The following is a 26,470-nucleotide window of genomic DNA, read 5'->3' on the forward strand; positions in this document are numbered from 1 at the left end:
TTCATTCACATTTTTAATATCTAAACTATTATAAGAAATGGCAAACGAAAAGACAAGATTCTCAGATGAAGAATTAAAAGAGTTTAAAGACATAATTGACAATAAACTGATTGAAGCAGACGAAGATTTACAAATCTTAAAAAACTCACTTTCACACAAAGACGACCACGGGACTGATGATACAGGACGTTCATTCAACATGATGGAGGACGGATCTGATACATTATCACGCGAAGAAATGTCTCAATTGGCTTTACGTCAAGAGAAGTTTATTACAGCTTTGAGAAATGCTTTGATCAGAATTGAAAATAAAACTTATGGTATTTGTAGAGCAACTGGAAAATTAATTCGCAAGGAAAGATTGAAATTAGTTCCACATGCTACTTTAAGTATTGAAGCTAAAAATGCACAAGACTCCTAAAAGAATTAAGGTTTGAGAAAACGGTATTTAATTACATTTGGTATAGTTCTATTCATTTTGGTTATTGACCAGGTTATCAAATTCTGGATCAAAACAAGTTTTGCGTTCGATGACCCGAGTGTTCCACTTATTGGTGAATGGTTACAATTGAACTTTGTAGAAAACCAAGGAATGGCTTTTGGAACTCAGTTGGGTGGTGGAATGTGGGGTAAACTCACACTTTCTATCTTTCGGGTTGTGATGATTGGTGCAATTATTTATTACATTCTCAAACAAATTAAAAAACCAGATGTAAAACTAGAATTTCTGATCGTCTCAGCTATGGTGCTCGCGGGTGCTGCTGGAAATCTATTTGATTCAATGTTTTACGATTTCATTTTTAGGGATTATTTTGATCCTTGTATTTCTTATAACCAAGTGGAGGGATCTGGAATTTTTTCAGAATGCTCCTATTTTGGCTATACAGAAATGGTTGAAGTGCGTCACCGTGGATTCCTCTTTGGTAATGTGGTTGACATGTTTCAATTCAATGTAATATGGCCTTCTTGGGTTCCATGGCTTGGAGGCGGACAAGTGTTTCCAGCAATTTGGAACGTGGCAGATTTTGCAATTTCTTGTGGGATGATTTTGGTGTTATTACGCCAAAAGATTTATTTCCCAAAGGAAAAAACAAGTAAAGAGTAAGTTGAGGTTCATTTTAAATCTCTCAATAGTTAGAGGTTAACTCAAAATTGAGAGATTTAAATATAAGATTCACAAAAATGGTGAGTAACTATTTTCTTGATTTAACTTTACTTTCATATTACAGAAAATTTAAATAATGAAACAAATATTTTTATACCTTAGTCTAATTTCTTTAAGTCTAATTTTTACAAACTGTAAAAGTGATGATTATTTAGACTCTAATAATGAGTCTTCCGAAAATGGCACTTCTCCAGAGAATACAGATGATTACGTAGAATTCGATTTGCGTCCCTACGAAATCAATGCATCCTTACTCGTCCCAAAAAACGAAAGAGCGACAATAAAACATCAGCTGGATACTTATGTTTGGGATCTTAAAATGGGAAAACAAACTTACATTACCATCCTAGATTGGGGAACAGTTAATGGTTTTGAGAAATACCTTGAAAAATTAGAAAACCACTCTGAAACTGTCGATTTTATAGAAAAAGAAAAGAATTTTGCTATCTATAAACTTACTACAGGAACGAGTAAAGTAACTTACCATACTGTTGCACAACACGAAATTGATGGAATAAACTATCTTTTTGAATCAAGCAGTAATGGACTTTCACAAGATGGTGTTGAACATGCTGTTTTTTCTGTGAAAAGCGTTGAGTAAATAATTATTAAGGTTTAATTATTAATGGTTAACGCTAAGTGGTTTGAGATAGTTATTAATGGTTAATTTTTAATTATTAACGCTCAGTAGTTGGGTACAATTATAATGATTAATGATGTAGTAACTTGAAATTCAGTTTATTAACCACCAAACCCCACCCCATTAGACTTCTTGTCCGACAACTGGCGGATTAATCATTAGGTTTTTCCACCTCATTTTCTTTAAAAGCAGAAGGAATTAAATCTGGAATTATTTTTAAAATCAGAGGCAATAAAATCAATCCACCAGGCAGCATAAAAATTGCTAAGGCAGGTAAAGATTTCGCTAAATCCTTAAATTGGGCTTTCACTTTCTCTTTTTCTTCTGCATCTAGCTCATGGTTGAAAGACTTATTTACCAAAAAGATTAATTCTTTACTTTCTCTTAATTCTTCAATGAATTTATCTTTATTTCTTCCTAAAATCTTTATCCAGCGTTTAGAAAAATTTCCATAGAGTTGTTCATACGAAGAGCGTTCTTGCAGAAACGTAATTTGATGATTATTCTCCATCACAAATCTCTCAATCATTATAATTGAACGTTCCTTTTGCTCGTTATTTACGTTTAAATGCTTGCATAATCTATTGAGATAAACAATCTCTTCTCTCATTTCAGATAAGTCAGAATGAACAGTCAAAACTGCCATATCAACCAGGTAAAACTTATACAAATCATCATTTTCATCAGGTAAAACAATGTCCTCAATGTATAATTCCTCGTCTTCTAATTTTTGTTTAAATTCTTTTCTGCTCTTGTCGTCCATGTTTGCCGAAGCAAGGTAAACGGTTAAAATTTGATCTTCAATTTCTTGAATCTTATGATCCACTCTAGACATTATACCAATCGTATTTAAAGCGCCTAAGACAAAAGAATCATAACTCTCTTTAAGTTCTTTTTTGTTGATTATAAATGAACGAAACGCCAACACATCTAAGTAAACCAGACTATTGTTTAAGTAATTAACCCACAATTGATTTCCAATAGTTTTCTTTAGGTGAACGCGTCTTTTGAGAATACTTTCCAACTTGATCCCATCGTTTTCCTTAAATAAAAGTTTAAGTACGTTCAAGGAAGCTTTGTTGTTATATTGCTCATAAAACTCCAATAAAGAAGTGACAAATTCTTCTTTAATTACAGTTTCCTTCTCAGAAAGGTAAACCAAGAGTAAACATTCAAACAGTAGGAAAGTGGTTTTTTCATCGGTTGTCCATTTCTTTGAAATGTCGCTTTTAAAAAACAAGAACTCGCTTGGAAAGCCAAAAACAATTCCGGAATTAAAAAACACACTGTGCAGAAAGTTTTCTTTTGACACATAATCAGGCCTAGCAATCGACTCAAAATCAATCACGCCATCATTAATCAATGAAAAATACTTATCAATCCAATTTTTGGAACCCGGTTGCATCATTTTTGAGCTATTCTGTAAATTAAAAGATAAAGATAGATAATTCTCCACTTTAATTTAAAAGTTTGACAAAATAAAAAATGTTGTCTAAACCTCTATCTTTTCTTATAATTGCAGTAATTCACTAAATTCCAAACAAACTAAGATGTATAGATTCTGGATTATCATTGTTTTCTTACTTTTTACAATAAATGGACATTCACAGAAGAAAATTGCTTCTTTACCTCCTGCTTTAGTAGAAAGTTCTGCTCTAATTAAATACAAATGCTCATTTCTTACTTTAAATGATTCTGGAAATAAGGCAAAAATATTCGTTTTCAATAATAAAGGAAAAATCAAACACTCTTGCGTAATTAATAACGCTACAAATATAGATTGGGAAGCTTTGGCTTATGATGGTGAAACTTTTCTGTATATCGGAGACATTGGAAACAACGAAAACAAACGAAAAGACCTGGTTATTTATAAAGTTAAAATGAAAGATGTTCTTGAGAAAAACAGTGTCGAAGCCGTTAAAATTTCATTTAGTTATCCAGAACAAAATAGATTTCCACCTAATCAACCTGCGTTGTATTACGATGCAGAAGCGCTGATTGTAAAAGATAATCAATTAATGATTTTCACTAAAAACAGAACAGTTCCTTTTGATGGGATTTCTAAGGTTTATACGCTCCCAACAAAAGCGGGGACTTATGAAGCTTATTTAAATGACGATTTAAAACTTTTACCAACCAATTGGAAAGAGGAGAGTATTACTGATGCGACATATTTTGAGGGGGAATTATTTATTCTTACTTATTCTAAAATCTATAAGTTAGTTTGGAAAAATGGCAATTGGATTCAGAAAAAGGAATATCTCCACGATTCTTGGACGCAAAAAGAGGGAATTGCGGTTGATAAGAAATTTATCTATTTGACAGATGAAAATGAATCTGGCATATTTACAGGGAATTACCTCTACAAATTAAAGAAATGATAGATTTCAAGAATATCGACACAGTAATTTTTGATATGGATGGAGTTTTAATTGACTCTGAACCGATGTGGAAAGCTGCTGAAATTAAAGTCTTTGCTACCATTGGAATTGATTTCATCAAAGTAGGAGGAGAAAAAACTGTCGGATTACGCATCGACGAAGTTATAGATTATTGGTATTCTAAATATCCATGGAAAAACAAATCCAAAGCACAAGTCGTTGATGAAATCATGGAGGAAATGGTTAATGGAATTAAAGCCACTGGTCAACCCATGAAAGGTGTTGTTGAAATTCTTGAATACTTTAAATCGAAAGGGTTAAAGATAGGATTAGCGAGTTCATCCCTACAGATTCTTATCGACACCAGCTTAGAAAAATTGGGAATAACTCATTACTTCGACAAAACATTTTCTGCTCAATATTGCACTTATGGCAAACCACATCCTGAAGTTTACATTAAAGCAGCCAATGAACTTGGAAGCGAACCACAAAACTGTTTGGTGATTGAAGATTCTTTGAATGGAGTAATCGCAGGAAAAGCAGCGAAAATGAATGTTGTGGCGGTTCCAGATGGATCACATACCATTTCTGAGCAATTAAAAGTGGCGGATTTACGGGTGGATAGTCTGGAGGAATTGTTGGTTATATTTTTATAACACCGTAGCGGCGCAATGCATTGCGCCGCTACGGTGTTATAAAAATAATTTATCGATAAATTTTACCCAAAAACCTCATCCAAAGCATTCTTAAACTGCTGTGCTGCATTTTCAAGAATCTCTTTTGTATGCACGTAAGAAATAAATCCTACTTCATATCCACTTGGTCCAACGTAAACATTACGCTCTAAAAGTGCTTTGTGTAATTTTTTAAATGGCGTCATATCAGTATCAATCTGAGAAGCACTTCTGATGGTTGTTTTATCAGAAAAAGCGATCCAGAAAATTGAACCAATGGTAACCAATGCAAAGTTATATCCTTTCTCTTTGGCGTGAGAGTTTATGCTATTCACCATAGTTTGTGTGCGCTGTTCTTGGTCTTCGTAAAAACCAGGACGACTACAAACTGTAAGTTGTGCTATTCCTGCTGACATTGCAACTGGATTTCCGCTTAATGTTCCCGCTTGATAAACTGGACCATCTGGAGACACACTTTTCATGATGTGATTTTTTGCACCATACGCTCCAACTGGTAAACCACCACCGATGATTTTTCCGTAAGAAACGATATCTGGAGCAATATCATAATATTCCGCAGCACCAGAAAATGCTACACGGAATCCAGAAATTACCTCATCAAAAAATAAGAGAACATTGTGTGCTGTACAAATTTCGCGAAGTTTCAACAAGAAAGATCTTTCTTGTAATAAAAGCCCGTTGTTGGCTGGAATTGGCTCTATAATAACACAAGCTAATTCATGAGCATACGTTGCAAAAGCGGTTTCTAATGCTTCAACATCATTCAATGGAATTACAATTGTATCTGCAACTACATTTTCAGGTACACCTGCGCTTGAACTCAATCCTGTTGTTACCAAGCCAGAACCTGCATTCACCAATAATGAATCTACGTGTCCATGGTAACATCCTTCAAATTTCAATATTTTGTTTCTTCCTGTATACCCACGTGCCAGACGAATTCCTGACATTACCGCTTCAGTTCCAGAACTTACGAAACGAATTTTATCGATATAAGGATTACGAGATATAATAATTTCAGCAAGATCATTTTCTAATCTTGTTGGTGCACCAAAACTGGTTCCATTGGCTAAATTATCAACGATGTTTTGGTGTACGTCTGGATAATTATGTCCTAAAATATGCGGACCAAAACTACAACAGAAATCTATGAATTGATTTTCATCTTCATCCCATATATAAGGGCCTTTTCCTTTTTTTATAAATAAAGGAGCACCTTCTACCGCCTTAAAAGCACGAACTGGAGAGTTTACTCCACCAGGGAAATAGTTAAGCGCTTTTTCGTATAATTTTTCAGAATTCGAACGTTTCATTGACAACAATTTTTATTTACTACAAATTTAGTGATTACTTAGGAGATTTGTGAGATTTTTCAATGAATAATACCAGATTGAATACTTAAATTAAAGTTTAGATAAATACAATTATAACTTTCTTTAATTGTATTTATCTCTGTTTTAAAGATAGATAAATACAGATATAGTTTTTCCTATTTGTATTTATCTCCGTTTCAAAGACGATAAATACAGATATAAAATTGTATATTTGTATTTATGTGGTAAATTCTCTTGATAAATACAGATATGATAGGAAGAAAAGAACAGAAAAAACTGATGAATGGATTTCTTGATAAAAAGAAATCTGCTTTTTTAGCTGTAACAGGCAGACGAAGGGTTGGAAAAACATATCTTATAGATGAAGTATATGACAATCATTTATGTCTGAGAATAACAGGGATACAAGACGCCGACATACAAACGCAAATATATAATTTTACACAAAAAATAGCAGAATACTCAAAGCTGCCCATTGTGACTCCTCCTAACAACTGGCAAGAAGTATTTTCACTGTTGAAAATTTATTTAGGGTCACTGCCAAAAACTAAAAAGCAGGTAATTTTCATTGACGAATTACCTTGGATAGCCACAAAGCGTTCTGGATTCATACAATTGTTAGCGCACTTATGGAATGATTATTTATCCAAAGAGAAACATTTTATCTTGGTGGTTTGTGGTTCTGCAACTTCTTGGATTACGGAAAAAATAGTAAATGATAAAGGTGGTTTTCACAACCGATTAGACCAAGCGATCCAACTAAAGCCATTTACTTTAAAAGAAACTAAAGATTTCTTGATGAAAAAAGAAATTAAGCTTACAGATCAAGCCATAACAGAAATATATATGGTCATGGGTGGTATTCCGTATTATTTAGATCAAATAAAAAAAGGAGAATCAGTAAGACAAATAATAGCGAGACTTTGTTTTGCTGAAAATGGAATTTTAAAAAATGAATACGTAAATCTATATAAAGCCCTGTTTGAAAACTCGGACAATCATGAAGCTATAGTAGCAGCATTGGCAACTTCTCAAAGTGGTTTAACAAGAATACAAATCATTAGCAAATCCAAGGTGAAAGAAGGTGGCCCCTATACAAGAGCAATAAACGACTTATTGGTTTCGGGCTTTGTGGAAGAAGTGCTGCCTTATGGAAGAAGTAAGAGAGGAGCTTTATACCGATTGATAGACGAGTACTCAGTCTTTTACCATAAATTTATTACCAAAAACAAGAAAAAAGGAAAAGAGATCTGGGCAACCTTGCACCAATCTCAGCAATATAAAATTTGGACAGGCTATGCTTTTGAAAACTTATGCCAACGCCATATTGATGAAATAAAAAATGTCTTGGGAATTTCAAGTGTTTACACCGAGCATTATTCTTTTAACAGTAAAACAGATGGAAGCACACAATCCAATTACCAAATTGATTTGATAATTGATCGAAAAGACGACTGCATCAATTTGTGTGAATGTAAGTTTCACAATGGCGAATTCACAATAACTAAAGAATATGCCGCAAAACTTAGAAACAGAAAACAAGCATTTATAGAAAGTACAAAAACAAAAAAGACAGTTTTCAATACCTTAATTACTAATCACGGGGTTAAGGAAAACGAACATTTCTTGGATGTGATAGATGTGAGTTTCACAGTGAGTGATTTGATGAAGGGATAAAAGGGATAAATTTACTCGCTAGTTTTCCGCTAATACTCAACTCTCGTCCACATTTTCATAACTTTTATATCTATGACTACTAATATTTTTCCTATTTTCGGATTCTTTAATTAAAACACTCCAATAATGTCAGAATATAAAAACACACTTGCTTTTGCACAAGAAAAAGACCAAAATGATCCATTAAGAAAATGGCGTGATGAATTCTTTATTCCTGACTTTCATGAAAAGCCTGTGGTTTACCTTACCGGAAACTCCTTAGGATTACAACCTAAAAGAACGCAAAAATACATTCAACAAGAATTAAATGATTGGGCGAAATATGGAGTTGAAGGGCATTTTGATGCTAAGAACCCATGGTTTTCTTACCATGAATTACTCACAGAAAAAGCAGCGAAAGTTGTTGGAGCAACTAGTAAAGAAGTTGTCATCACACATTCTTTAACTACGAACTTGCATTTATTGATGGTTTCATTTTATAAACCAGAAGGAAAACGCATCAAGATATTATGTGAAGGAAAAGCATTTCCATCTGATCAATATGCATTACAATCGCAAGTAAAATTCCACGGTTATTCAATTGATGAGTCAATCGTTGAAATCTTCCCAAGAGAAGGAGAACATTTAATCAGAAATGAGGATGTTATTGCCAAAATAAATGAAATAGGTGATGAATTAGCAATGGTCATGATTGGTGGAATGAACTATTACACTGGTCAACTTTTCGACATGAAATCCATCACTGAAGCAGGACATCAAGTCGGTGCAAAAGTTGGTTTTGATTTAGCACACGCAGCAGGAAATGTTGAACTTTCGCTTCACGATTGGAATGTCGATTTCGCAGCTTGGTGTACTTATAAATATATGAATTCTAGCCCAGGTGGAGTTGCCGGATTATTCGTTCACGAAAAACACGTAACCAACGACGACTTACCTCGTTTTGCAGGTTGGTGGGGACACGACAAAGAAACACGATTCAAAATGCAACCTGAATTTCAACCCATTCAAAGTGCAGAATCTTGGCAATTGAGTAACGCTCCAATTTTAGGAATGGCGGCTCACATGGCTTCTTTGGATATTTTTGAAGAAGTTGGAATGGAAGCCATCAGCAAAAAACGTGATGATTTAACCGCGTATTTAGAGTTTGTTATTCATGAAGTTTCAAAAGAATCAGAAAATGCAGATTTCGAAATAATTACGCCTAAGAATCCTGCAGAAAGAGGTTCTCAGCTGAGTATTTTAGCACACGGACAAGGAAAAGATTTATTTGACGCAATGGCAAAAGAAGGAGTCGTAGCAGATTGGCGAGAGCCAAACGTGATTAGAATCGCTCCAGTTCCATTGTATAATTCTTATGAAGATGTTTATCGTTTTGGAGAAATCTTGAAGAATTCAATCAAGAATTAATTAGGCGCTGTAATGGAACGCGGATGAAGCGGATCTCCGAACGCGGATTAACACGGATTTTTATTTTATTCGAAACAGTAAGTGTATTTATTCACCTGTGGTGAATCAGATACAAAAAGATCTGTGAAAACCCATGCTGCTTTAGCATCCGTGTCATTCGTGTTCCATTGCGCAAACCATACCTTGCAATAGAAAATAAATATTTTTTAACTTCGATATTTAATATCAATTTTTACTATTACTTTTCATCTTTACTTGAATGAAACATAATACGTTCTACACGTTAATAATTAAACATTTATAATTAACAATTAAAAGAACCATGATAAAGAAAATTGGTGTTTTAGGCTTAGGAAAAGTGGGTAGTTTAGTTGCTACTTTATTGAGTTCAAAGTATGAAGTAGAAGGAATGGATCAGGCGAAATCTGATGAGGAATTTTCTTTTGAAGTTAAAATTGGCGATGTTTCTAAAGACGAGACTATTCGTGAATTTTTGAAAGACAAGCAAGCAATCGTTTCCTGTTTGCCTTACTTTTTGAATATTAAAATTGCTCAAACGGCTGCAAATATGGGCGTTCATTACTTCGATTTAACGGAAGATGTGCCGACACTGAATGCTATTCAAGAAATGGCGAAAGACAGTAAAGCAGTTATGGCGCCACAATGCGGACTAGCTCCTGGATTTATTGGAATTTTAGGTGCTGGATTGTACAATCAATTCTCTGAAATTCGTTCTGTTAAACTGAGAGTTGGTGCTTTGCCTCTTCATCCTATGGGACAATTGGGGTACAGTTTTACTTGGAGTGCGGATGGAGTTATCAATGAATACCTCAACGATGCTGAAGTAATTCACAATGGTGATCGAAAAATGGTGAGTTCACTTGACGATGTGGAATCTATCAACATCAACGGACGCCAATATGAAGCATTTTCTACTTCTGGTGGTTTAGGAACAATGTGCGCAACTTTAGACGGAAAAGTAGACACTTTGAACTACAAAACCATGAGGTACCCTGGTCACCGCGATGGAATGAAATTATTCCTTTATGATCTTGGAATGAAAAACGACAGAAAAATAGCCAAAGAAATCTTGATGAACGCTTTGCCATTAGTAGACGATGATATCGTTTTGGTTTACGCCGCTGTAGAAGGAAAAATCGATGGTCAGTTAAGAAGAAAAGAATTCAGCGAATCATACAGAAACATCGAGATAGAAGGTAAAGACTGGCGAGCAATTAGCTGGACTACAGCTTGTAGTATTTCTGCGGTAGTTGATTTAGTTTCAGAAGGAAAATTGAAAAATCAAGGTTTTATTAAGCAAGAAGAAATTCCTTTGGAATTATTTTTGGAATCGCATTTTGGATCTATGTATGAAAAACATAAGGACAAAAATAATTAATTACGAAAAGAACATTTGCTGAAATGTAACGAGGATATCGCATATCAACTAACCCGGATTTTAGGGATCTTTTTTCTTGAGAATAGATAACTCGGGATTAATTTTAAAAAAGAGATCCGATAGCTATCGGATCCTCAGTCGTTGCACTTCATCGGAATGACAGATATCGATTGTTGTAGGATGAAAAAAAAGTTACTCAAGCTTCGCTTGAGTAACTTTTTTTTCAATAAACTGTCTGTCCAATTGTCATCCCGAACAGAATTTAAAATTTTTGATTTTAATGATGGAGGGATCTCTTTTTGAAAGGCTAAATTAATTCATAACTAACCGATTTATGAACTTAGAGAGATTCTCAGACACTGAGAAACACTTAAAATTAAGTATTCAAAATTATCAATTGTCCATTATCAATTGTTAATTGTCATCCGGTTTCAACAATCTCTCCGCCTTCCTCATTCCTAAGATTTTCTCTAAATCATTTATATCCGCAACTTCTTTGTCCAATAATAAACTTGCCAGTTTTTTAAGTTCTACTTCATGTTGGGATAGAATTTCCTTTGCTCTTTTGTATTGCGTGATGATGAGTTTGTGGACTTGTTTGTCGATTTCTTTTCCCATTTCTTCGCTATATGGTTTACCCATCATGCTTTGATATTGTCCAGAGGAATCATAATAACTAATTGGACCAATATTTATATCCAAACCATAAAATGCGACCATACTGTACGCTTGTTTGGTTACTTTTTCAAGATCGTCCAAAGCTCCTGAAGATATTTCATTGAATATAATTTCTTCCGCTGCTCTACCACCTAACATTGCACAAATTTGATCCGTAAATTGTGCTTTGGTAATTATATTTCGTTCTTCAGGTAAATACCATGCAGCGCCTAATGATTGTCCTCTTGGAATGATAGAAACTTTTACCAGAGAATCGACATTTTCCAAATACCAACTTGCTACCGCATGTCCTGCTTCATGGTGTGCAACAATCATTTTCTCGTTTGGAGAAATTATTTTACTGCTCCTTTCTAAACCACCAACCACTCGGTCACGCGCTTCTGTGAAATCAATTTGACTCACAACTTCTTTCTTTTTACGAGCTGCTAATAATGCCGCTTCATTACAAATATTTGCGATATCCGCTCCTGAAAAACCAGGCGTTAAAGAAGCCAATAAATCAACATCTATTGTATCGTCCTTTTTAATACGTTTTAAATGGACATTGAAAATTTCTTCTCTTTCAATTTTTGTTGGTAATTCTAGATAGATATGACGGTCAAATCTTCCCGCTCTTAACAATGCCTTATCTAGAATATCTACTCTGTTGGTTGCTGCCAAAACAATTACCCCCGTATTGGTACCAAAACCATCTAATTCAGATAGCAATTGGTTTAATGTGTTTTCTCTTTCGTCATTGGATTGAAAAGATTTTGCTTTATCACGGCTTCGTCCTACAGCATCTATTTCATCAATAAAAATGATACTCGGCGCCTTTTCTTTTGCTTGTTTAAACAAATCTCTGACCCTTGAAGCTCCTACTCCCACAAACATTTCTACGAACTCTGAACCCGACATAGAAAAGAAAGGAACTTGCGCCTCTCCAGCAACCGCTCTTGCCAACAATGTTTTACCTGTTCCCGGAGGTCCTGTCAATAAAATACCTTTTGGGATTTTTGCTCCAAGATTAGTATATTCTTCAGGGTTTTTAAGAAAATCAACAAGCTCCATTATTTCAACTTTGGCTTCTTTCAAACCAGCAACATCTTCAAATGTCACCTTACTTTCGATATCTATGTCTACAGGTTTTGCAGTGGTCTTTCCAAAATTACTCATTGCGCCACCTATTCCACCGGATGATTTCATTCTGCGCATTATGAATAACCAAAAAACCAGGATTAAAAAGATAGGAAAAAGCCATGAAATGATGCTTGTCCATTCAAATCGATCTTCATATAAAACTCCAACTTTATCTTCTGGAAGAAAGCTATCCTGAACTTTTTCCAGTTTGTTTTCGAAGCTTTCTACAGAACCAATCTCCATAATAAAATGTGGTCCTACTTCATTCGTAACATCCTTATATTTATCTTCAGAAAGTAGGTCCTTCTTTATATAAATCTCTGCTGTTTCTCTGTTTATAACTACGATTTTCTCAACCTCAGTTTGACTCAGCATTTCCTGCTCAAATTTTAACCAACTAATTTCATTCTTCTCGGTGAAAGGATTGAAAAAGAAGCTGAAGATTAGAATTAAAAACAATCCATATATAAAATATTGATTATACCTTTTTAGGGATTTATTTTGGTCACCATTTTTCTTTGTACTCACAAATAATATTTTTATAAATCATGTAAACAATTAGGCTTATACCCATTGCATTTAAATAAAAACAACTGGATTCTTATTTAGTTGATAGGAAAGCCTATCGTCAACACAATATACCATATTTAAAAATGCAAAAGCAATTCTACTTCCTAATGTAATGCTTAAAATGACGAATATCATTTACTTAAATGATATTATAAAATAATCTGAGAATTAATCAATTTGAATAGGTACTGAATAGAAATTAGGAGCTATATTGATAATATCTGGAAATTATTCATTACCAAGTTTTTTTTACCACCCCTAGCGCGTTAACCATTTACAACTAATAATTAATCATTAAAAACCCTATCTTTGAATTCAATTCAAAATCTCACGTTATGTTGACTCCAAAAACGGAAAAAAAACTTTTTTTACTTGATGCATTTGCCTTAATTTATAGGTCTTATTTTGCATTTTTCAAGAATCCACGTATAAATTCTAGAGGAGAAAATACTTCCGCTGCTTTTGGATTCACCAATGCGATGTTGGATGTAATTAAGAAAGAAGAGCCAACACATATAGCAGTGGTTTTTGATCCTCCGGGTGGAGCAACAAATCGAATTGAGGAATATTCTGAATACAAAGCACAACGTGAGCAAATGCCTGAGGATATTCGCAGTATGATTGAGCCAATTAAACGTATTATTGAAGCTTTCAAGATTCCTATTCTGATGAAAATGGGTTTTGAAGCAGATGATGTGATTGGAACTTTGGCTAAAATGGCTGAAAAAGAAGGTTTCACCACTTATATGATGACTCCAGACAAGGATTTTGGTCAATTGGTTTCGGAGAATATCTTTATGTACAAACCTGGTCGTGGTAAAAAGCCAGCGGAGGTTTGGGGTGTTCCAGAAATTCAAGAAAAGTTTGAAGTTGAGGATCCTTTGCAAGTGATTGATATTCTCGGAATGTGGGGTGACGCTTCAGATAACATCCCGGGAATTCCTGGAATTGGAGAAAAGACAGCAAAGAAACTCGTAAAAGAATACGGTTCGATGGAAGGTCTTTTTGAAAATGTTGACAAACTAAAAGGAAAACAAAAAGAGAATGTCATCAACTTTAAAGAGCAAGGAATTCTTTCGAAAAAACTAGCTACAATTATTTTAGATGTTGATGTAGTTTTCGATGCGGATGACCTAATCATTTGTCCACCAGATGAAGATAAAATACGTGAGATTTTTACCGAACTAGAATTTAGAGGAATTGCTAAACGTGTTTTGGATGAAGAATTGGTAATTACTGCTCCAACTAGCCCTTCGACTGACGGGCAATTAGATTTATTTGGCACGACAACTGTTTCGACTTCTCAAGAACCGGCTCAAGTTGAAGTTACAGAAATGAAAACCTTAGATACTGAAAAAGCGACTTATCATTTTGTAGAATCAGAAAAAGAACAACAAGATTTAATCGAATTATTATTAAAACAGAAGTCAGTTTGTTTTGATACTGAAACGAACAGTTTAGAAGCAAGAAATGCAGATTTAGTTGGAATAGCATTTTCCTTTAAAGCGAAGGAAGCTTATTATGTTCCATTCCCAGAAGATTTTGATGAAGCAAAAACGTTATTAGATGTCTTCGCTCCTTTCTTTACTTCAGAGAAAGTCGAGAAAGTAGCACACAATATAAAGTATGACGAACAAGTAATTAACCGTTACGGTATTAAATTACGTGGCCCGAGATTCGATACGATGATTGCGCATTATTTGCTATCACCGGACAGTCGACACAGTATGGATTCTTTGGCGGAGTATTATTTAAAATACACGACTTTCCCTATTGAAGATTTGATTGGTAAGAAAGGAAAGAATCAAAAAACAATGCGTGATATTGAGCAAAAAGATATCGTGAATTACGCTTGTGAAGATGCAGACATCACCTGGCAATTGAAAGAGATTTTCGAACCTGAAATTCAGAAAGATCATTTGAAAGATTTGTTCTATGATATGGAAATGCCTTTGACTTCTGTGCTGAAAGCAATGGAGCAAGAAGGAATTCAGCTGGACATTGAGAGTTTGAAGACGTTCTCAGCCGAATTAGAAATTACTTTAAATGAGATTTCAGAAAAAGTACTAGAATTAGCTGGAGTTGAATTCAATTTAGATTCACCAAAGCAATTGGGTGAGGTTCTATTCGAAAAATTAGAGATTTCTAAAAAACCAAAGAAAACCAAAACAGGACAATATTCTACATCAGAGGATACGCTTCAAAAACACGTAAATGACCATGAAATTATTCCTTTGATTTTGGATTACCGTTCATTGCGTAAATTAAAAAGCACTTATGTTGATCCTTTGCCAACGCTTGTTGATGAACAAGATGGTAGATTACATACGCATTACATGCAAACCGTTGCAGCAACAGGAAGATTAAGCTCTACGAATCCAAACTTGCAGAACATTCCGATTCGTACACCAAAAGGACGAGAAATTAGAAAAGCATTTGTTGCAAAGAATGATGATTACTTCTTGATGGCTGCCGATTATTCTCAAATAGAATTGCGTATTATCGCGGCATTGAGCGGTGATGAAAACATGATTAATGCATTCCAAAACGGTTTAGATATTCACGCAGCAACAGCAGCAAAAGTTTACGGAATTGAAATAGATGAAGTAACCAGAGACCAAAGGAGTAATGCAAAAGCAGTCAACTTTGGAATAATCTATGGTCAATCAGCATTTGGATTATCTCAAAATTTAGGAATTTCTCGAAAAGAAGCAAAATCAATCATCGACAGTTATTTTGAGCAATATCCTACAATTAAATCCTACATGGAAAAAGCGAAGGAAGAAGCCAAAGAAAAAGGATATGTTGAAACCATAATGAAACGCCGTCGTTATTTGCCAGACATTCATTCTTCGAATGCAATTGTAAGAGGTTTCGCAGAAAGAAATGCCATTAACGCTCCAATTCAAGGAAGCGCTGCTGACATTATCAAAGTTGCAATGATCAATATTTACAACAAGATGAAAGAGCAAAATCTAACCTCAAGAATGTTACTTCAAGTACATGATGAGTTGGTTTTTGATGTTTTAAAATCAGAAAAAGACATTGTAGCGAAAATCGTAAAAGAGGAAATGGAGGGCGCTGTTAAATTGGTTGTTCCGTTGGATATTGAAATGGAATTTGCTACGAATTGGTTGGAAGCTCACTAGGCATGTTTTGTGGGTGATTTGTAGGGGCGATTTGCAAATCGCCCCTACAAATCACCCACAAAACGCCTATGCAAAGCGTAGTTTTAATCAAAAGGAAACATTTCTAAATTTCTTCCGACATCAATCGGTCATCGTTGGACATCGTTCAGTCACCTCTCCGGCTTTCTTCCGTCATCGTTTGGTTATTCTCTTTTAAAATTAAACAACCAAATGAGATTTACAAGTCAAGTAAATGAAACAAAATACTTGACCATTAGGTTGTCAATTATCTTGTTATTGATACTCAAAATCATTGTTTAATCACCCAGTAACCAGCTTTAGTTGATCCTTTTCGCTCAATAATATTAGCGTTTTTAAGCTTTTCAATATAGTTCTCAACCGTTCTAGCTGTCTTGCCAATCTGTTCTGCAATCTCTTTAGCTGTAGTGTATGGTTCCTCAACAATAATTAAGAAAGTATCTTCTGTCGCCTTTCCAAAATCATTCCGAATTCGTTCCGAAATCATTCCAAATTTCTTCCGAATTTCTTCCGAAATATCCCTGTCAGATTCAACATCTATTTCTTCAACAATCTCGGTTATCAATTTCACAATAGTTGAATCGAAAGTAATATCATAAATAGGATCAGAATTATTGTACTCTTTCCATTTAGAATCAATTTTATCGAATCCAAAACCAGCATTTTCAGCCAAGCGAACCATTCTAAATAATTTAGAAATGATTGGGTTACGCGGGATAGATAAATCTTTCTCTTTTAACTCTTCGATAGGTTTGGGCAGTCCACCAGGATTATAAAATTCAATGCTGTCTTCAAAAATTCGGATACGAGAATATGCAGGCGAAAAATAATCGGCATGCATTAATAAATTCACTAATGCTTCTCTCATGGCCAAAAGACCAGGTGAAAGTTCTTCTCCAAATCCTTCGCTATTGACTATGAATTCAACATCAATGTTTTTTTTAAGTCTCGTGAAACACTCAAAGTAGCATTCCCATAAATTTTGATAATCATCTTCATTTAAGCGAAATGTATAGCGAGATCTAGCGTCCTCGTATGAAGTACCTGGAATCTCTAATAAATCAATTCTAAAATCGGGGAAATGAGTTTCAATAGAATCCCGCTTACCAAAAAATAGCAAACCTCCATAAGTACATTGTCCACTTGCTTTATCAATCACTCGCATTTTTGAAAGTAGCTCGCCTTCATCGTAACGATTGTAACTAATCCCTGGATTGAAACGCGACATGTAATCACGGTATTGACGAATGGACCTGTCATCTAAATCTGCTCTTGAACTATCTTTAGCCACTTCAGACGTTTTAGTTCCAAAAGTTTGATCACGGTACATAGCGTCTCTTTCTTCAGGAGTAGCTTTTTGATCCGCACTTCCTCTCCTTATGAATGTATTCGTTTGACTATTGAAGTAAATGGGCTTCTTATCAGACGCAGGAATATAAAAAGCTATAATGTTTTTGTCATCAATTTTATACTTTGCAGCTTGTGGATTAAGGGTCTGTGAAGAAATAAGTAGTGCATAGTTGACATAGATATTTTTTTCTTTATCAAGACAAAATTTTCAAACATAGCCTTAGCTACGTTTTAAAATTTTAACGCAGAGAAAGGAAAAAAGAACAAGTCAAAATGGATTAGTTATTTCCTCATAGACCCTAGGTATCGCATTAAACTTCTGACCATTTCGAAGAGTTGCAAGAAAATCTTGCTCTATCTTTTCGGGATTTGTAACTCCTTGAATTTCGAATCTTTTTCCAATTTCCTTAACGCCGAAAACAAGCCAACCTCCAACTGAATTTGAAAAAGCACTTACAGTTTCCCAAGAAGATTTAGGTATTTCAGCTTTCGCCTCTTTGACCTCAAAGTCTTCCCATTCTAAGTCATTTAATTTATCTATTAACTCCTCTTTATTCATGCTAAGGTAATTCTTCGGTTTTCTTTATAAGCTTTAAGGTATTCTAAACTGATATACTCTCAAATATAATAATTTATTGTTGTTGGAAAATTATTGTTGAAATAGGGTTTCGATTTTTATCCTCTTCCTTAACCACAAACATTTTTATCTTCAATCCACCCTCAAAATCCCCAAAAGAAACTTATATTTAGTTCCCAAAAGATAAAATACAATTATGCAACAAATAAAAAGCTACATCTGTGGTGAGTGGAAAAGTGGAGAAGGTTCTGAAACCGAATTACACAACGCTATTACGGGTGAGAAAATAGGAAGTGTTTCCAGTAAAGGATTTGATTTTGCTGAGATTTTAAACTATGGTCGCACAACCGGAGGAAAGAAATTAAGAAAAATGACTTTCCATGAGCGTGGTCGAATGTTGAAAGCACTTGCACTCTATCTTTTAGATAATAAAAAGAAATATTACGAAGTGAGTGCTTGGACAGGAGCAACAAAATCAGATTCATGGGTAGATATCGAGGGTGGAATTGGGAACTTATTTGCCAATGCCTCATTGAGAAGACAATTCCCAGATTTACCTTATTATGTTGATGGAGACCCAGCAATGTTATCAAAAAACGGAACTTTCATTGGTCACCACATTATGGTACCAAAAGAAGGAGTTGCTATTCACATTAACGCATTCAACTTTCCTGTTTGGGGAATGTTAGAAAAAGTTGCGGTGAATTTAATGGCTGGAGTTCCTGCTGTGGTTAAACCTTCAAGTGTGACAAGCTATTTAACGCAAGTTGTAGTTGAAGATATTATTGCTTCTAAAATATTACCAGAAGGTTCTTTACAACTGGTTTTAGGTTCTGCAAGAGAACTTATTGACAGTGTAACATCTTCTGATATCGTAACATTCACAGGAAGTGCAAGCACAGGATTGAAATTAAAATCTAATCCAGTAATTACACAAAATAACGTTCCTTTTAACTTAGAGGCAGATTCGCTAAACGCTATCGTTTTAGGTAAAAAAGCAACTCCAGACACACCAGAATTCGCAATCTTCGTAAAAGAAGTTGTACGTGAAATGACAACAAAAGCAGGTCAAAAATGTACCGCAATTCGTAGAATTTTCGTTCCAGAAGAATTAATGGATGAAGTGCAAGCAGCTATTTCTGCTCGTTTAGCTACAACAACAATTGGTGATCCATCTGTGGAAGGAGTTAGAATGGGATCTTTGGCTTCTCCAGACCAAGTAAAAGAAGTACGTGAGAAAGTTGAGGAACTTATGAAATCACAGAAAATCGTTTATGGTGATATGGATGAATTTGATGTTACTGGAGCAGAAAAACACATTGGAGCATTTTTCCCACCGATACTTTTCAGAAATGATAGTCCGTTCGAAAAACTAGATGTGCATTCTATTGAAGCATTTGGACCAGTTTCGACAATGATGCCTTATAAAACAATAGAAGACGCAATCGAATTAACCAAATTAGGGAAAGGTTCATTGGTTTCGTCAATCGTTACGCCTTGCAATGACGAAGCGACTCAATATGTACTCGGAGCAGCGTGTATGAATGGACGAATTTTGGTACTGAACGAAGAATGTGCTAGAGAAAGTACAGGACATGGTTCTCCACTTCCTTTATTGGCTCACGGTGGTCCAGGAAGAGCTGGAGGTGGTGAAGAAATGGGTGGAATGCGTGGAGTTATGCATTATCTACAGAGAACAGCAATCCAAGGTCACCCAACGACAATAACAGCGATAACGCAAGTTTATCAACAAGGAGCAAAAGGAACTGAATTGGATGAACATCCTTTCAAAAAGTACTACGAAGAATTAAATGTAGGTGATCAATTGATTACAGAAGCACGTGAAATTACGGCTGATGACATAGATCAATTTGCCGCTTTATCAGGAGATAACTTCTACGCTCACAAAAGAGATACAGATTTTACAGGAACAATGTTCGACGAACAAGTTGCGCATGGTTATTTCTTAATGAGTGCTTCTGCAGGATTGTTTGTAGACAGTTACGAAATGAATCCAGTTTTATTGAACTACGGAATCGATAATTTACGCTTTACAAAACCAGTTTATGCAGGTTCAAAAATGCACATTCGATTCACTTGTAAAGAAATGGTTCCAAATGATACAACACCAAAAGAAGATGATCCAAAAACGCTAATCAAACGAGGTATCGTTAAATGGCTCGTTGAAATGTTGGATGAAGATACAGAAGAACCATTGGTTGGATTCGCTACGATTTTGACGATGGTGAAATTGAAAGATCAATCGGAGAAATAAAAGGTGGCTTCGGCTCCGCTCAGCCAACTTTTATTCCCTCGGCCAAGTTTTATTCGCTCAGTCTGATTTAAATCTACATATTTCGAATAAGGGATTTGTATTTTAAGGTTGAGTAAATTGAAACTAAAGAAATACATAATATGCAAAAAGCGACTTTCTTTCGAGAGTCGCTTTTTTATTATCGTTTATTTAATTCTGTAAATCTAATTCTAGTATGAAATTTATTATTAAAAACTCCCTACTCAATACTGATTTATGACATTATCCGCGCATAGACCGAAGTACCAGGGAATTTCTCCATGATTTTTTTGATTAATGCTGTAAGTGGGATAGACAGAATAAGTCCCGGAATTCCCCAAATGAAGCCCCAAAGCGCTAACATTATTAGAACGGTGACTGTATTTATTGAGAATGATTTTCCCATTAAAATTGGTTCTATAATTCCTCCAAATAATGCCTGAACACCTGTAATGATGATAATGAAGAACAAGAGCGTTCCTGTTACATTTAATTCTACAAGCGCGAAAATTGTTAATACAACTACTGAAATCACAGATCCAATCATCTGGATGAAGTTGATTAAGAAAGCGAAAACACCCCAGAATATTGGGAAACTCACATCGAATGCGTAACAAGCCAAACTGAATCCTAATCCGGTGAAGAAGCTCAAAATGAATTTCACTACGATAAACTTAAATATGTCTTTTTCAATTTGTCGGAACGTCTTGACAGAGGCGTGTTTTTGCCTAAAAATCAGTAATTCCATGACTTTTTGCATATTCATGGAGCCTGCTAACAGCAAAACCATAAAAAACAAGGTCATTAATAGCATGGTTATGAAGTTCTTCGCCATGTTTAAACCATTTCCAACATTCCCAAAAATGTTAGCACTGATTTTTTCGTCATTCATTAAAGCTTGAAATTTTGTTTCATCTTCGGCAGGATGAATACCCATGAAATCAACTACAGGAGACACTACATCATTGATCCTATCTTCGAATTTATTTACAAAATCATCATCGGCACTCGTTAATTCTTTACCCGTAAGTTGAACCATTTCATAAGCTCCTTTAAAACCTGTTGAAACGATTAAAAGAACAATGATTACTCCAATAAAATTTGGAACACCCTTTTTTCTAAACCATCTCATTAATGGAGAAAAAAGTAAGGCAGCAAAAAGCGCAAATGTAAATGGGATAAAAATTACTGAAAGTAAATTTAACAAATACAAAATCAACGGAACTACTATGATTAATAGTAGCTTTCTGATGGCTAATAATTCTTTTCGCATTTCTATTCTTTAGAGAGGTCAATATTAAGAAATAAAAACATAAGATTCCTTATTTATAAAGTAGCAAATTTACAATTATTGATAAAAAACAGAAAAGTTATTTAGTACTAAAATGGTAAACGGCTTTCAAAGTTTTAACTTGGAGTAATAGAATTGAATATTTTCGAAATCTTTACTCGGGGATTTACGAATGAAAAAAACTAAGTGCGAATTAAAAAAATATTAGCAAATACTATTTCATTAAAATACTTATCTTTAAAATCTTAAATTAGACAACTTGAACCACAAAGTATTATACCTTTCTTACGATGGAATGACCGACTCTCTTGGTCAATCTCAAGTTCTACCTTATCTTTTTGGTTTGGCAGATAAAGGTATTTGTGTTCATTTAGTAAGTTTTGAGAAGAAAGAATTCTCCAAAGATATTCCGCGGATTAAGGAACTTTGTGCAGAAAATGGAATTCTTTGGTATCCGCAACAATACACTAAAAAACCACCATTAATTTCTACTGTTAAGGACATCAGGCGAATGAAAAAAGTTGCCCTTAATCTTCATAAGGCAGTAGATTTTGATTTGGTACATTGCCGAAGTTACATTCCAGCAATTATTGGGCGATTTCTCCAGAGAAAGAAGAACCTAAAATTGGTTTTTGATATGCGAGGGTTCTGGGCAGATGAACGTATTGAAGGTGGAATTTGGGACGTTAAAAGTCCTGTTTTTAAGACTGCTTATCAATTTTTCAAACGCAAAGAAATAGAATTCTTTAATGAAGCTGATGCTGTTGTTTCGCTGACTAACAATGGTAAAAAAGAAATAGAATCCTGGGACAATATTCCTAAGTTACCCAAAATAGAAGTGATTCCATGTTGCGTAGATTTAGATCATTTTCGTTCTGAAAAAGTGGATAAAAATGCTTTGGAAGAGAAACGTATTCAACTTGGGATTTCAAAAGACGACTTTGTTTTAGGTTATGTTGGTTCAATTGGAACTTGGTACATGTTGCCAGAAATGCTAGACTATTATGCTGTTTTACGTCATCAAAAGCAAAAGAGTAAATTTCTATTCATTTCAAGAGAACCAAAAGAGAATATCGTCAATCTTGCTAAAGAAAAAGGCATTCCAGAAGATGAAATTATCGTTACAGGAACGACTCATAATGAAGTTCCATTGCATGTATCTTTATTTGATTTTTCAATCTTCTTTATTCGTCCTACTTTCTCTAAAAGAGCATCTTCTCCTACAAAACAAGGTGAATTAATGGCATTAGGAATTCCAATTATTTGCAATGCAGGTGTTGGAGACACGGATATGATTATTAAAGATGCAAATGCTGGAATTGTTTTAGAAAAACTAGATTCAGAAAGTTACCAAGCTTGTAATTTAGATCCATCTGATTATAATGTAGCGGAAATTAGGGCCGGAGCGGAGAAATGGTACAGTTTGAAAAATGGTGTAGAAAAGTATTTTGGAATTTATGAGTCGCTTCTTGGTTCAAAAAAGGACTGAATTAAGTGAAATTAGATTGAATAACTTACTCTCTAATTTCAATTCTAGTATACTCAGACTCATCTAAATTGAAATAATTAGCATTCAAATTTGAAAGATCATAGATTTCCCATCTTCTAAACATATATTCCGTTGGCTTTATTATATTATTGTTATTTGAGAAATAATAATCGTCATCTATAACTATTGAAACACACTTTTCGTTATGAATAGAACTAAAAATGAGCGATTCAACCGGATAAGACCAATTGGCATCATACATCAACTTTTCTTGATTAACAATGAATTTAGTTCCATCTCTCTCCTGTGAAATATCGATTATATTTTTCATTTCATCTAAACGATAAGTGAACTGTTTTCCAGTATCCCAAATTGAATAAAACCTAAACATAAATACCACAGAAATTAATCCGAGGAGAGTGTATTTATAAAAGTTTGTAGAAAAAAGAGAAATGCAATAGACAAAAGTAAATCCGGAAATAAACATAAGTGAGAAATTCACTTGTTCTTTATAACGAGACAAACCAAATCCATAGGACGAAACATTCACCATTATAATAAGTCCAATAAGGAAAAGTGTATAGCCTAATAAAAGCATATATTTCCTTTTTAAAATCATTACGGTGATTGTAGAAAAAACCAGAAGCGCCCAATCCCAATAGTTGATTGCAATGTATGATAACCAAGATTTTAAATATTTGAAATCATAAACATTGTTGCTCAAACTGCTTAGAAAGTCTGCAGATTTTGCTTTTTCATAATCACTTATTACGAAAGGTTTGAGAACGATAAACAATACAATCATGATGATGTAAGGTAAATATTTTTTAATCTTAAAATCCTTCTTTTCAAATGCGTAAATCAATAGCGTATAGACAAGTAAGATAATCGCATAGAAGTGAGCTGTTATAATAAAGAAAGCTAAAATGATTAATATAAAATGTCTGAATTTATGCTTGGAATTATTGAAAATCACATAAAACAGCACCAATAGTCCCATTGCATAATAGAATTCGAAAATCGGAACGAAAAACCCTGACGAGATGCCTAAGAACTGAATAGAAAGCAGGATGAGACCGGCATAAACATCATTAAAAACATAGCGTGTTATGAGATACAAACTATAAAAAAACAAGACATGTCCGATGGAAGAAATCAAAACTACGGTTTCCATTTTAAGTCCAAGATTACTTCCAATCCAAGGAGCGACTTGGGATAGAATTAAAATATATCGATCATGTTCAACCCAAAAAGATTCATTGTTTACAACCCTAAAGAAATAGTAGGAAGCATCTGCCATCAATCTTTCTTCTCTATAAAAGACGGCCAAAATGATCAATAAGAAGAAGAATAAATGAGTGATGATATCAATGACCTCAACATCAGTACTTTTATTTTGTATAGATTTCAACATGACTTTCCGTAAGGATTTATAAGGTGGTAAAACTATGAAATTAAATCATATTAAATTTTAGGTTGATAAAGGGAAGAGAAGGTTTTATAAAGCAAGAGAAATAATCACTTTTCACAAAAACACCTTGAAAATAACTATTTTTCACAGGAAATAATCGTTTTTCACAGAATTGATTAATTTATGACTATCTTTGAATAATCGTTTTTCATAAAAACCACCGTAAAATAACTGTTTTTCACAAGTAATAATCATTTTTCACAAAAACACATGAATTATAATCACATTTCACAAAAGGTGAAAATTTTCCATGGTAGAACTGCTCCAGAAGAAGGGGTTTTAGTTGGTTATGGAGCCTTAATGGAGCGTTTTAATTTAAGCGTCCCTTTACCTGATATATTATCATTAATTAGTTTCAAAAACAGGAAGTACAACGAAAGGAATTGGCAAGTTTTTACCGCGCGACACCAACCTGAAGACACATTATTTAAGCACCTTGTATTTGCACTAAAATATGAAGGAGTGAATTTGTTATTATTAAAAATATTATTCGAAAATCTAAGTGAAAAAGATGCCATAAAATTATTCCAAGAAGAGCCTACAGGCCAATACAGTAAAAGATTGTGGTTTTTATATGAATGGTTACTTAATAAAGAATTACCAATTGAAGATTTGACAATTGGAAACTATGTCAACGCAGTAGATTCGTCTTTACAATACTCCATTCCAAAAGGAGAAAAAACGAGCCGGTTTAGAGTTATGAACAACCTACCAGGTACTATTGATTTTTGTCCATTAATTAGAAAAACTGAAAAATTAGAAAACTATTTTTCCGCTGATTTCTCTAGTCAGAATAGTAAATATCTAAAAGAAATAAGAAAGGACGTTCTTCAGAGAGCTTCTGCATTTATGTTATTAAAAGATTCAAAAGCTTCTTTTTCAATTGAAGGAGAAAGTCCTAAAAGTAAAAGAGCCGCTCGTTGGGGTCAAGCCATAGGTCAAGCTGGTGTAAACGAACTCACAAAGGAAGAGTTGGTCAGATTACAGCAGGTTGTTATTGAAAGTTCCAGATTTACTAAAATGGGATTTAGAGAAAAAGGAGGTTTTATAGGCGATCATGATAGACTTACCGGAGAACCATTACCAGATCATATTTCTGCAAAATGGAGTGATTTAAATCAATTAATGAATGGTTTAACTGATACAAACAAATTATTTATAAATAATAAGTTTGATGCTGTATTGGCTGCTGCATCCGTAGCTTTTGGTTTCGTGTTTATTCATCCATTTTTCGATGGAAACGGCAGAATTCATCGGTATTTGATTCATCATTTGTTGGCCACAAAAAAGTTTACTCCCCAGGGTATTGTTTTCCCCGTATCAGCAGCTATTTTAAACAATATAGTTGACTACAGAAATGTGCTTGAATCTTATTCACATCCAGTATTAGGATTTATTAAATGGGAAATCACAAAAGATAACAATGTTGAAGTTATTAATGATACGATTGACTATTATAGATATTTCGATGCAACACAAGTAGCTGAATTTCTATATAAATGCGTTGAAGAAACAATTGAAATCATTATTCCAAATGAGGTTTCTTACCTCACAAAATATGACGAATTTAAAAGAATACTGGATGATGAGTTTGAGATGCCTGATAAAATTGTGGCCTTACTCGTAAGGTTTTTAGAACAAAATGAAGGTAGGTTATCAAATCGAGCGAAAGAAAATGACTTTGACAATTTAACCGATTCAGAAGTTAAGCAAATAGAAGAATTATTTCTATCGATAATGCAAACGAATTAAATCCTTATTAAATCA

Annotated in this window: 19 protein-coding genes; 12 read left to right on the top strand and 7 right to left on the bottom strand. The window is 34.2% G+C overall.

The features are described 5' to 3' along the window. Positions 1–37: 37 nt before the first annotated feature. The 3 genes from ERX46_RS08375 to ERX46_RS08385 all read left to right on the top strand — a co-directional run bounded on the left by ERX46_RS08375 (position 38) and on the right by ERX46_RS08385 (position 1,766). Positions 38–421: a TraR/DksA family transcriptional regulator gene (locus ERX46_RS08375; protein WP_130093413.1), complete on the top strand. Its 384-nt coding sequence runs from the start codon at positions 38–40 to the stop codon at positions 419–421. 12 nt (positions 422–433) lie between these two features. Beyond that, complete coding sequence (locus tag ERX46_RS08380; protein ID WP_130093414.1) at positions 434–1,105, top strand: signal peptidase II; 672 nt, start codon at positions 434–436, stop codon at positions 1,103–1,105. Positions 1,106–1,241: 136 nt separating this feature from the next. Next, a complete protein-coding gene (locus ERX46_RS08385; RefSeq protein ID WP_130093415.1) occupies positions 1,242–1,766 on the top strand; it encodes a hypothetical protein in 525 nt (174 codons plus the stop codon). A 190-nt stretch (positions 1,767–1,956) separates the two neighbouring features. On the opposite strand, the gene ERX46_RS08390 is transcribed toward ERX46_RS08385, so the two are convergent. Next, a complete protein-coding gene (locus ERX46_RS08390; protein WP_130093416.1) occupies positions 1,957–3,213 on the bottom strand; it encodes an LETM1-related biofilm-associated protein in 1,257 nt (418 codons plus the stop codon). A gap of 142 nt (positions 3,214–3,355) precedes the next feature. Here ERX46_RS08390 and ERX46_RS08395 point away from each other — a divergent pair, with 142 nt between their 5' ends. Beyond that, positions 3,356–4,186 carry a hypothetical protein gene (locus ERX46_RS08395; protein ID WP_130093417.1) on the top strand — a complete coding sequence of 277 codons (831 nt, stop codon included), beginning with the start codon at positions 3,356–3,358 and terminating at the stop codon, positions 4,184–4,186. Then, positions 4,183–4,842: a hexitol phosphatase HxpB gene (gene hxpB, locus ERX46_RS08400; protein ID WP_130093418.1), complete on the top strand. Its 660-nt coding sequence runs from the start codon at positions 4,183–4,185 to the stop codon at positions 4,840–4,842. Before ERX46_RS08395 ends, hxpB begins: the two co-directional genes overlap by 4 nt. Positions 4,843–4,904: 62 nt before the next feature. Here the strand turns inward: hxpB and hemL are convergent, their stop codons facing one another. After that, positions 4,905–6,194, bottom strand: a complete 1,290-nt coding sequence (gene hemL, locus ERX46_RS08405) for a glutamate-1-semialdehyde 2,1-aminomutase (RefSeq protein WP_130093419.1) — start codon at positions 6,192–6,194, stop codon at positions 4,905–4,907. 270 nt (positions 6,195–6,464) lie between these two features. Between hemL and ERX46_RS08410 the strand changes: the two genes are divergently transcribed. From ERX46_RS08410 to ERX46_RS08420, 3 genes are all read left to right on the top strand, one after another. After that, positions 6,465–7,892, top strand: a complete 1,428-nt coding sequence (locus ERX46_RS08410) for an AAA family ATPase (RefSeq protein ID WP_130093420.1) — start codon at positions 6,465–6,467, stop codon at positions 7,890–7,892. 126 nt (positions 7,893–8,018) lie between these two features. Further along, positions 8,019–9,299, top strand: coding sequence for a kynureninase (gene kynU / locus ERX46_RS08415; RefSeq protein ID WP_130093421.1), 1,281 nt, complete (start codon positions 8,019–8,021; stop codon positions 9,297–9,299). A 322-nt stretch (positions 9,300–9,621) separates the two neighbouring features. Next, entirely contained in the window at positions 9,622–10,698 is a 1,077-nt protein-coding gene (locus tag ERX46_RS08420; RefSeq protein WP_242494554.1) for a saccharopine dehydrogenase family protein, read from the top strand. 414 nt (positions 10,699–11,112) lie between these two features. Here the strand turns inward: ERX46_RS08420 and ftsH are convergent, their stop codons facing one another. Next, a complete protein-coding gene (ftsH, locus tag ERX46_RS08425; protein WP_130093422.1) occupies positions 11,113–13,023 on the bottom strand; it encodes an ATP-dependent zinc metalloprotease FtsH in 1,911 nt (636 codons plus the stop codon). A 377-nt stretch (positions 13,024–13,400) separates the two neighbouring features. On the opposite strand from ftsH, the gene polA reads away from it, so the two are divergent. Further along, on the top strand, positions 13,401–16,214 hold the full coding sequence (gene polA / locus ERX46_RS08430) for a DNA polymerase I (RefSeq protein ID WP_130093423.1): 2,814 nt from the start codon (positions 13,401–13,403) through the stop codon (positions 16,212–16,214). Between the two features lie 289 nt (positions 16,215–16,503). Here the strand turns inward: polA and ERX46_RS08435 are convergent, their stop codons facing one another. After that, on the bottom strand, positions 16,504–17,562 hold the full coding sequence (locus ERX46_RS08435; protein ID WP_130093424.1) for an ATP-binding protein: 1,059 nt from the start codon (positions 17,560–17,562) through the stop codon (positions 16,504–16,506). A 288-nt stretch (positions 17,563–17,850) separates the two neighbouring features. Continuing rightward, the gene (locus ERX46_RS08440; RefSeq protein WP_130093425.1) at positions 17,851–18,141 is read right to left on the bottom strand and encodes an AlbA family DNA-binding domain-containing protein; all 291 of its coding nucleotides are present in this window, start codon (positions 18,139–18,141) and stop codon (positions 17,851–17,853) included. A 214-nt stretch (positions 18,142–18,355) separates the two neighbouring features. Here ERX46_RS08440 and paaZ point away from each other — a divergent pair, with 214 nt between their 5' ends. Beyond that, positions 18,356–20,434 carry a phenylacetic acid degradation bifunctional protein PaaZ gene (gene paaZ / locus ERX46_RS08445; RefSeq protein WP_130093426.1) on the top strand — a complete coding sequence of 693 codons (2,079 nt, stop codon included), beginning with the start codon at positions 18,356–18,358 and terminating at the stop codon, positions 20,432–20,434. A 253-nt stretch (positions 20,435–20,687) separates the two neighbouring features. Here paaZ and ERX46_RS08450 read toward each other — a convergent pair whose 3' ends face one another. Then, positions 20,688–21,725, bottom strand: a complete 1,038-nt coding sequence (locus tag ERX46_RS08450; protein ID WP_130093427.1) for an AI-2E family transporter — start codon at positions 21,723–21,725, stop codon at positions 20,688–20,690. Between the two features lie 277 nt (positions 21,726–22,002). Between ERX46_RS08450 and ERX46_RS08455 the strand changes: the two genes are divergently transcribed. Next, positions 22,003–23,232 carry a glycosyltransferase gene (locus tag ERX46_RS08455; RefSeq protein ID WP_130093428.1) on the top strand — a complete coding sequence of 410 codons (1,230 nt, stop codon included), beginning with the start codon at positions 22,003–22,005 and terminating at the stop codon, positions 23,230–23,232. Positions 23,233–23,257: 25 nt separating this feature from the next. Here the strand turns inward: ERX46_RS08455 and ERX46_RS08460 are convergent, their stop codons facing one another. Next, positions 23,258–24,646 (bottom strand): hypothetical protein, encoded by a 1,389-nt coding sequence (locus ERX46_RS08460; RefSeq protein WP_130093429.1) that lies wholly within the window; start codon positions 24,644–24,646, stop codon positions 23,258–23,260. 267 nt (positions 24,647–24,913) lie between these two features. Here ERX46_RS08460 and ERX46_RS08465 point away from each other — a divergent pair, with 267 nt between their 5' ends. Beyond that, the gene (locus tag ERX46_RS08465; RefSeq protein ID WP_130093430.1) at positions 24,914–26,455 is read left to right on the top strand and encodes a Fic family protein; all 1,542 of its coding nucleotides are present in this window, start codon (positions 24,914–24,916) and stop codon (positions 26,453–26,455) included. Positions 26,456–26,470 lie beyond the last annotated feature (15 nt).

The sequence above is a fragment of the Brumimicrobium glaciale genome (assembly GCF_004152935.1).
Taxonomy (GTDB): Bacteria; Bacteroidota; Bacteroidia; order Flavobacteriales_D; family Crocinitomicaceae; genus Brumimicrobium; species Brumimicrobium glaciale.

Excerpts from the sequence above, each read along its gene's own strand:
- ERX46_RS08375 (WP_130093413.1), top strand. The coding sequence starts at position 38 with ATGGCAAACGAAAAGACAAGATTCTCAGATGAAGAATTAAAAGAGTTT.
- ERX46_RS08385 (WP_130093415.1), top strand. The coding sequence starts at position 1,242 with ATGAAACAAATATTTTTATACCTTAGTCTAATTTCTTTAAGTCTAATT.
- ERX46_RS08390 (WP_130093416.1), bottom strand. The coding sequence starts at position 3,213 with ATGATGCAACCGGGTTCCAAAAATTGGATTGATAAGTATTTTTCATTG.
- ERX46_RS08395 (WP_130093417.1), top strand. The coding sequence starts at position 3,356 with ATGTATAGATTCTGGATTATCATTGTTTTCTTACTTTTTACAATAAAT.
- hxpB (WP_130093418.1), top strand. The coding sequence starts at position 4,183 with ATGATAGATTTCAAGAATATCGACACAGTAATTTTTGATATGGATGGA.
- hemL (WP_130093419.1), bottom strand. The coding sequence starts at position 6,194 with ATGAAACGTTCGAATTCTGAAAAATTATACGAAAAAGCGCTTAACTAT.
- ERX46_RS08410 (WP_130093420.1), top strand. The coding sequence starts at position 6,465 with ATGATAGGAAGAAAAGAACAGAAAAAACTGATGAATGGATTTCTTGAT.
- kynU (WP_130093421.1), top strand. The coding sequence starts at position 8,019 with ATGTCAGAATATAAAAACACACTTGCTTTTGCACAAGAAAAAGACCAA.
- ERX46_RS08420 (WP_242494554.1), top strand. The coding sequence starts at position 9,622 with ATGATAAAGAAAATTGGTGTTTTAGGCTTAGGAAAAGTGGGTAGTTTA.
- polA (WP_130093423.1), top strand. The coding sequence starts at position 13,401 with ATGTTGACTCCAAAAACGGAAAAAAAACTTTTTTTACTTGATGCATTT.
- ERX46_RS08435 (WP_130093424.1), bottom strand. The coding sequence starts at position 17,562 with ATGTACCGTGATCAAACTTTTGGAACTAAAACGTCTGAAGTGGCTAAA.
- ERX46_RS08440 (WP_130093425.1), bottom strand. The coding sequence starts at position 18,141 with ATGAATAAAGAGGAGTTAATAGATAAATTAAATGACTTAGAATGGGAA.
- paaZ (WP_130093426.1), top strand. The coding sequence starts at position 18,356 with ATGCAACAAATAAAAAGCTACATCTGTGGTGAGTGGAAAAGTGGAGAA.
- ERX46_RS08450 (WP_130093427.1), bottom strand. The coding sequence starts at position 21,725 with ATGCGAAAAGAATTATTAGCCATCAGAAAGCTACTATTAATCATAGTA.
- ERX46_RS08460 (WP_130093429.1), bottom strand. The coding sequence starts at position 24,646 with ATGTTGAAATCTATACAAAATAAAAGTACTGATGTTGAGGTCATTGAT.
- ERX46_RS08465 (WP_130093430.1), top strand. The coding sequence starts at position 24,914 with ATGAATTATAATCACATTTCACAAAAGGTGAAAATTTTCCATGGTAGA.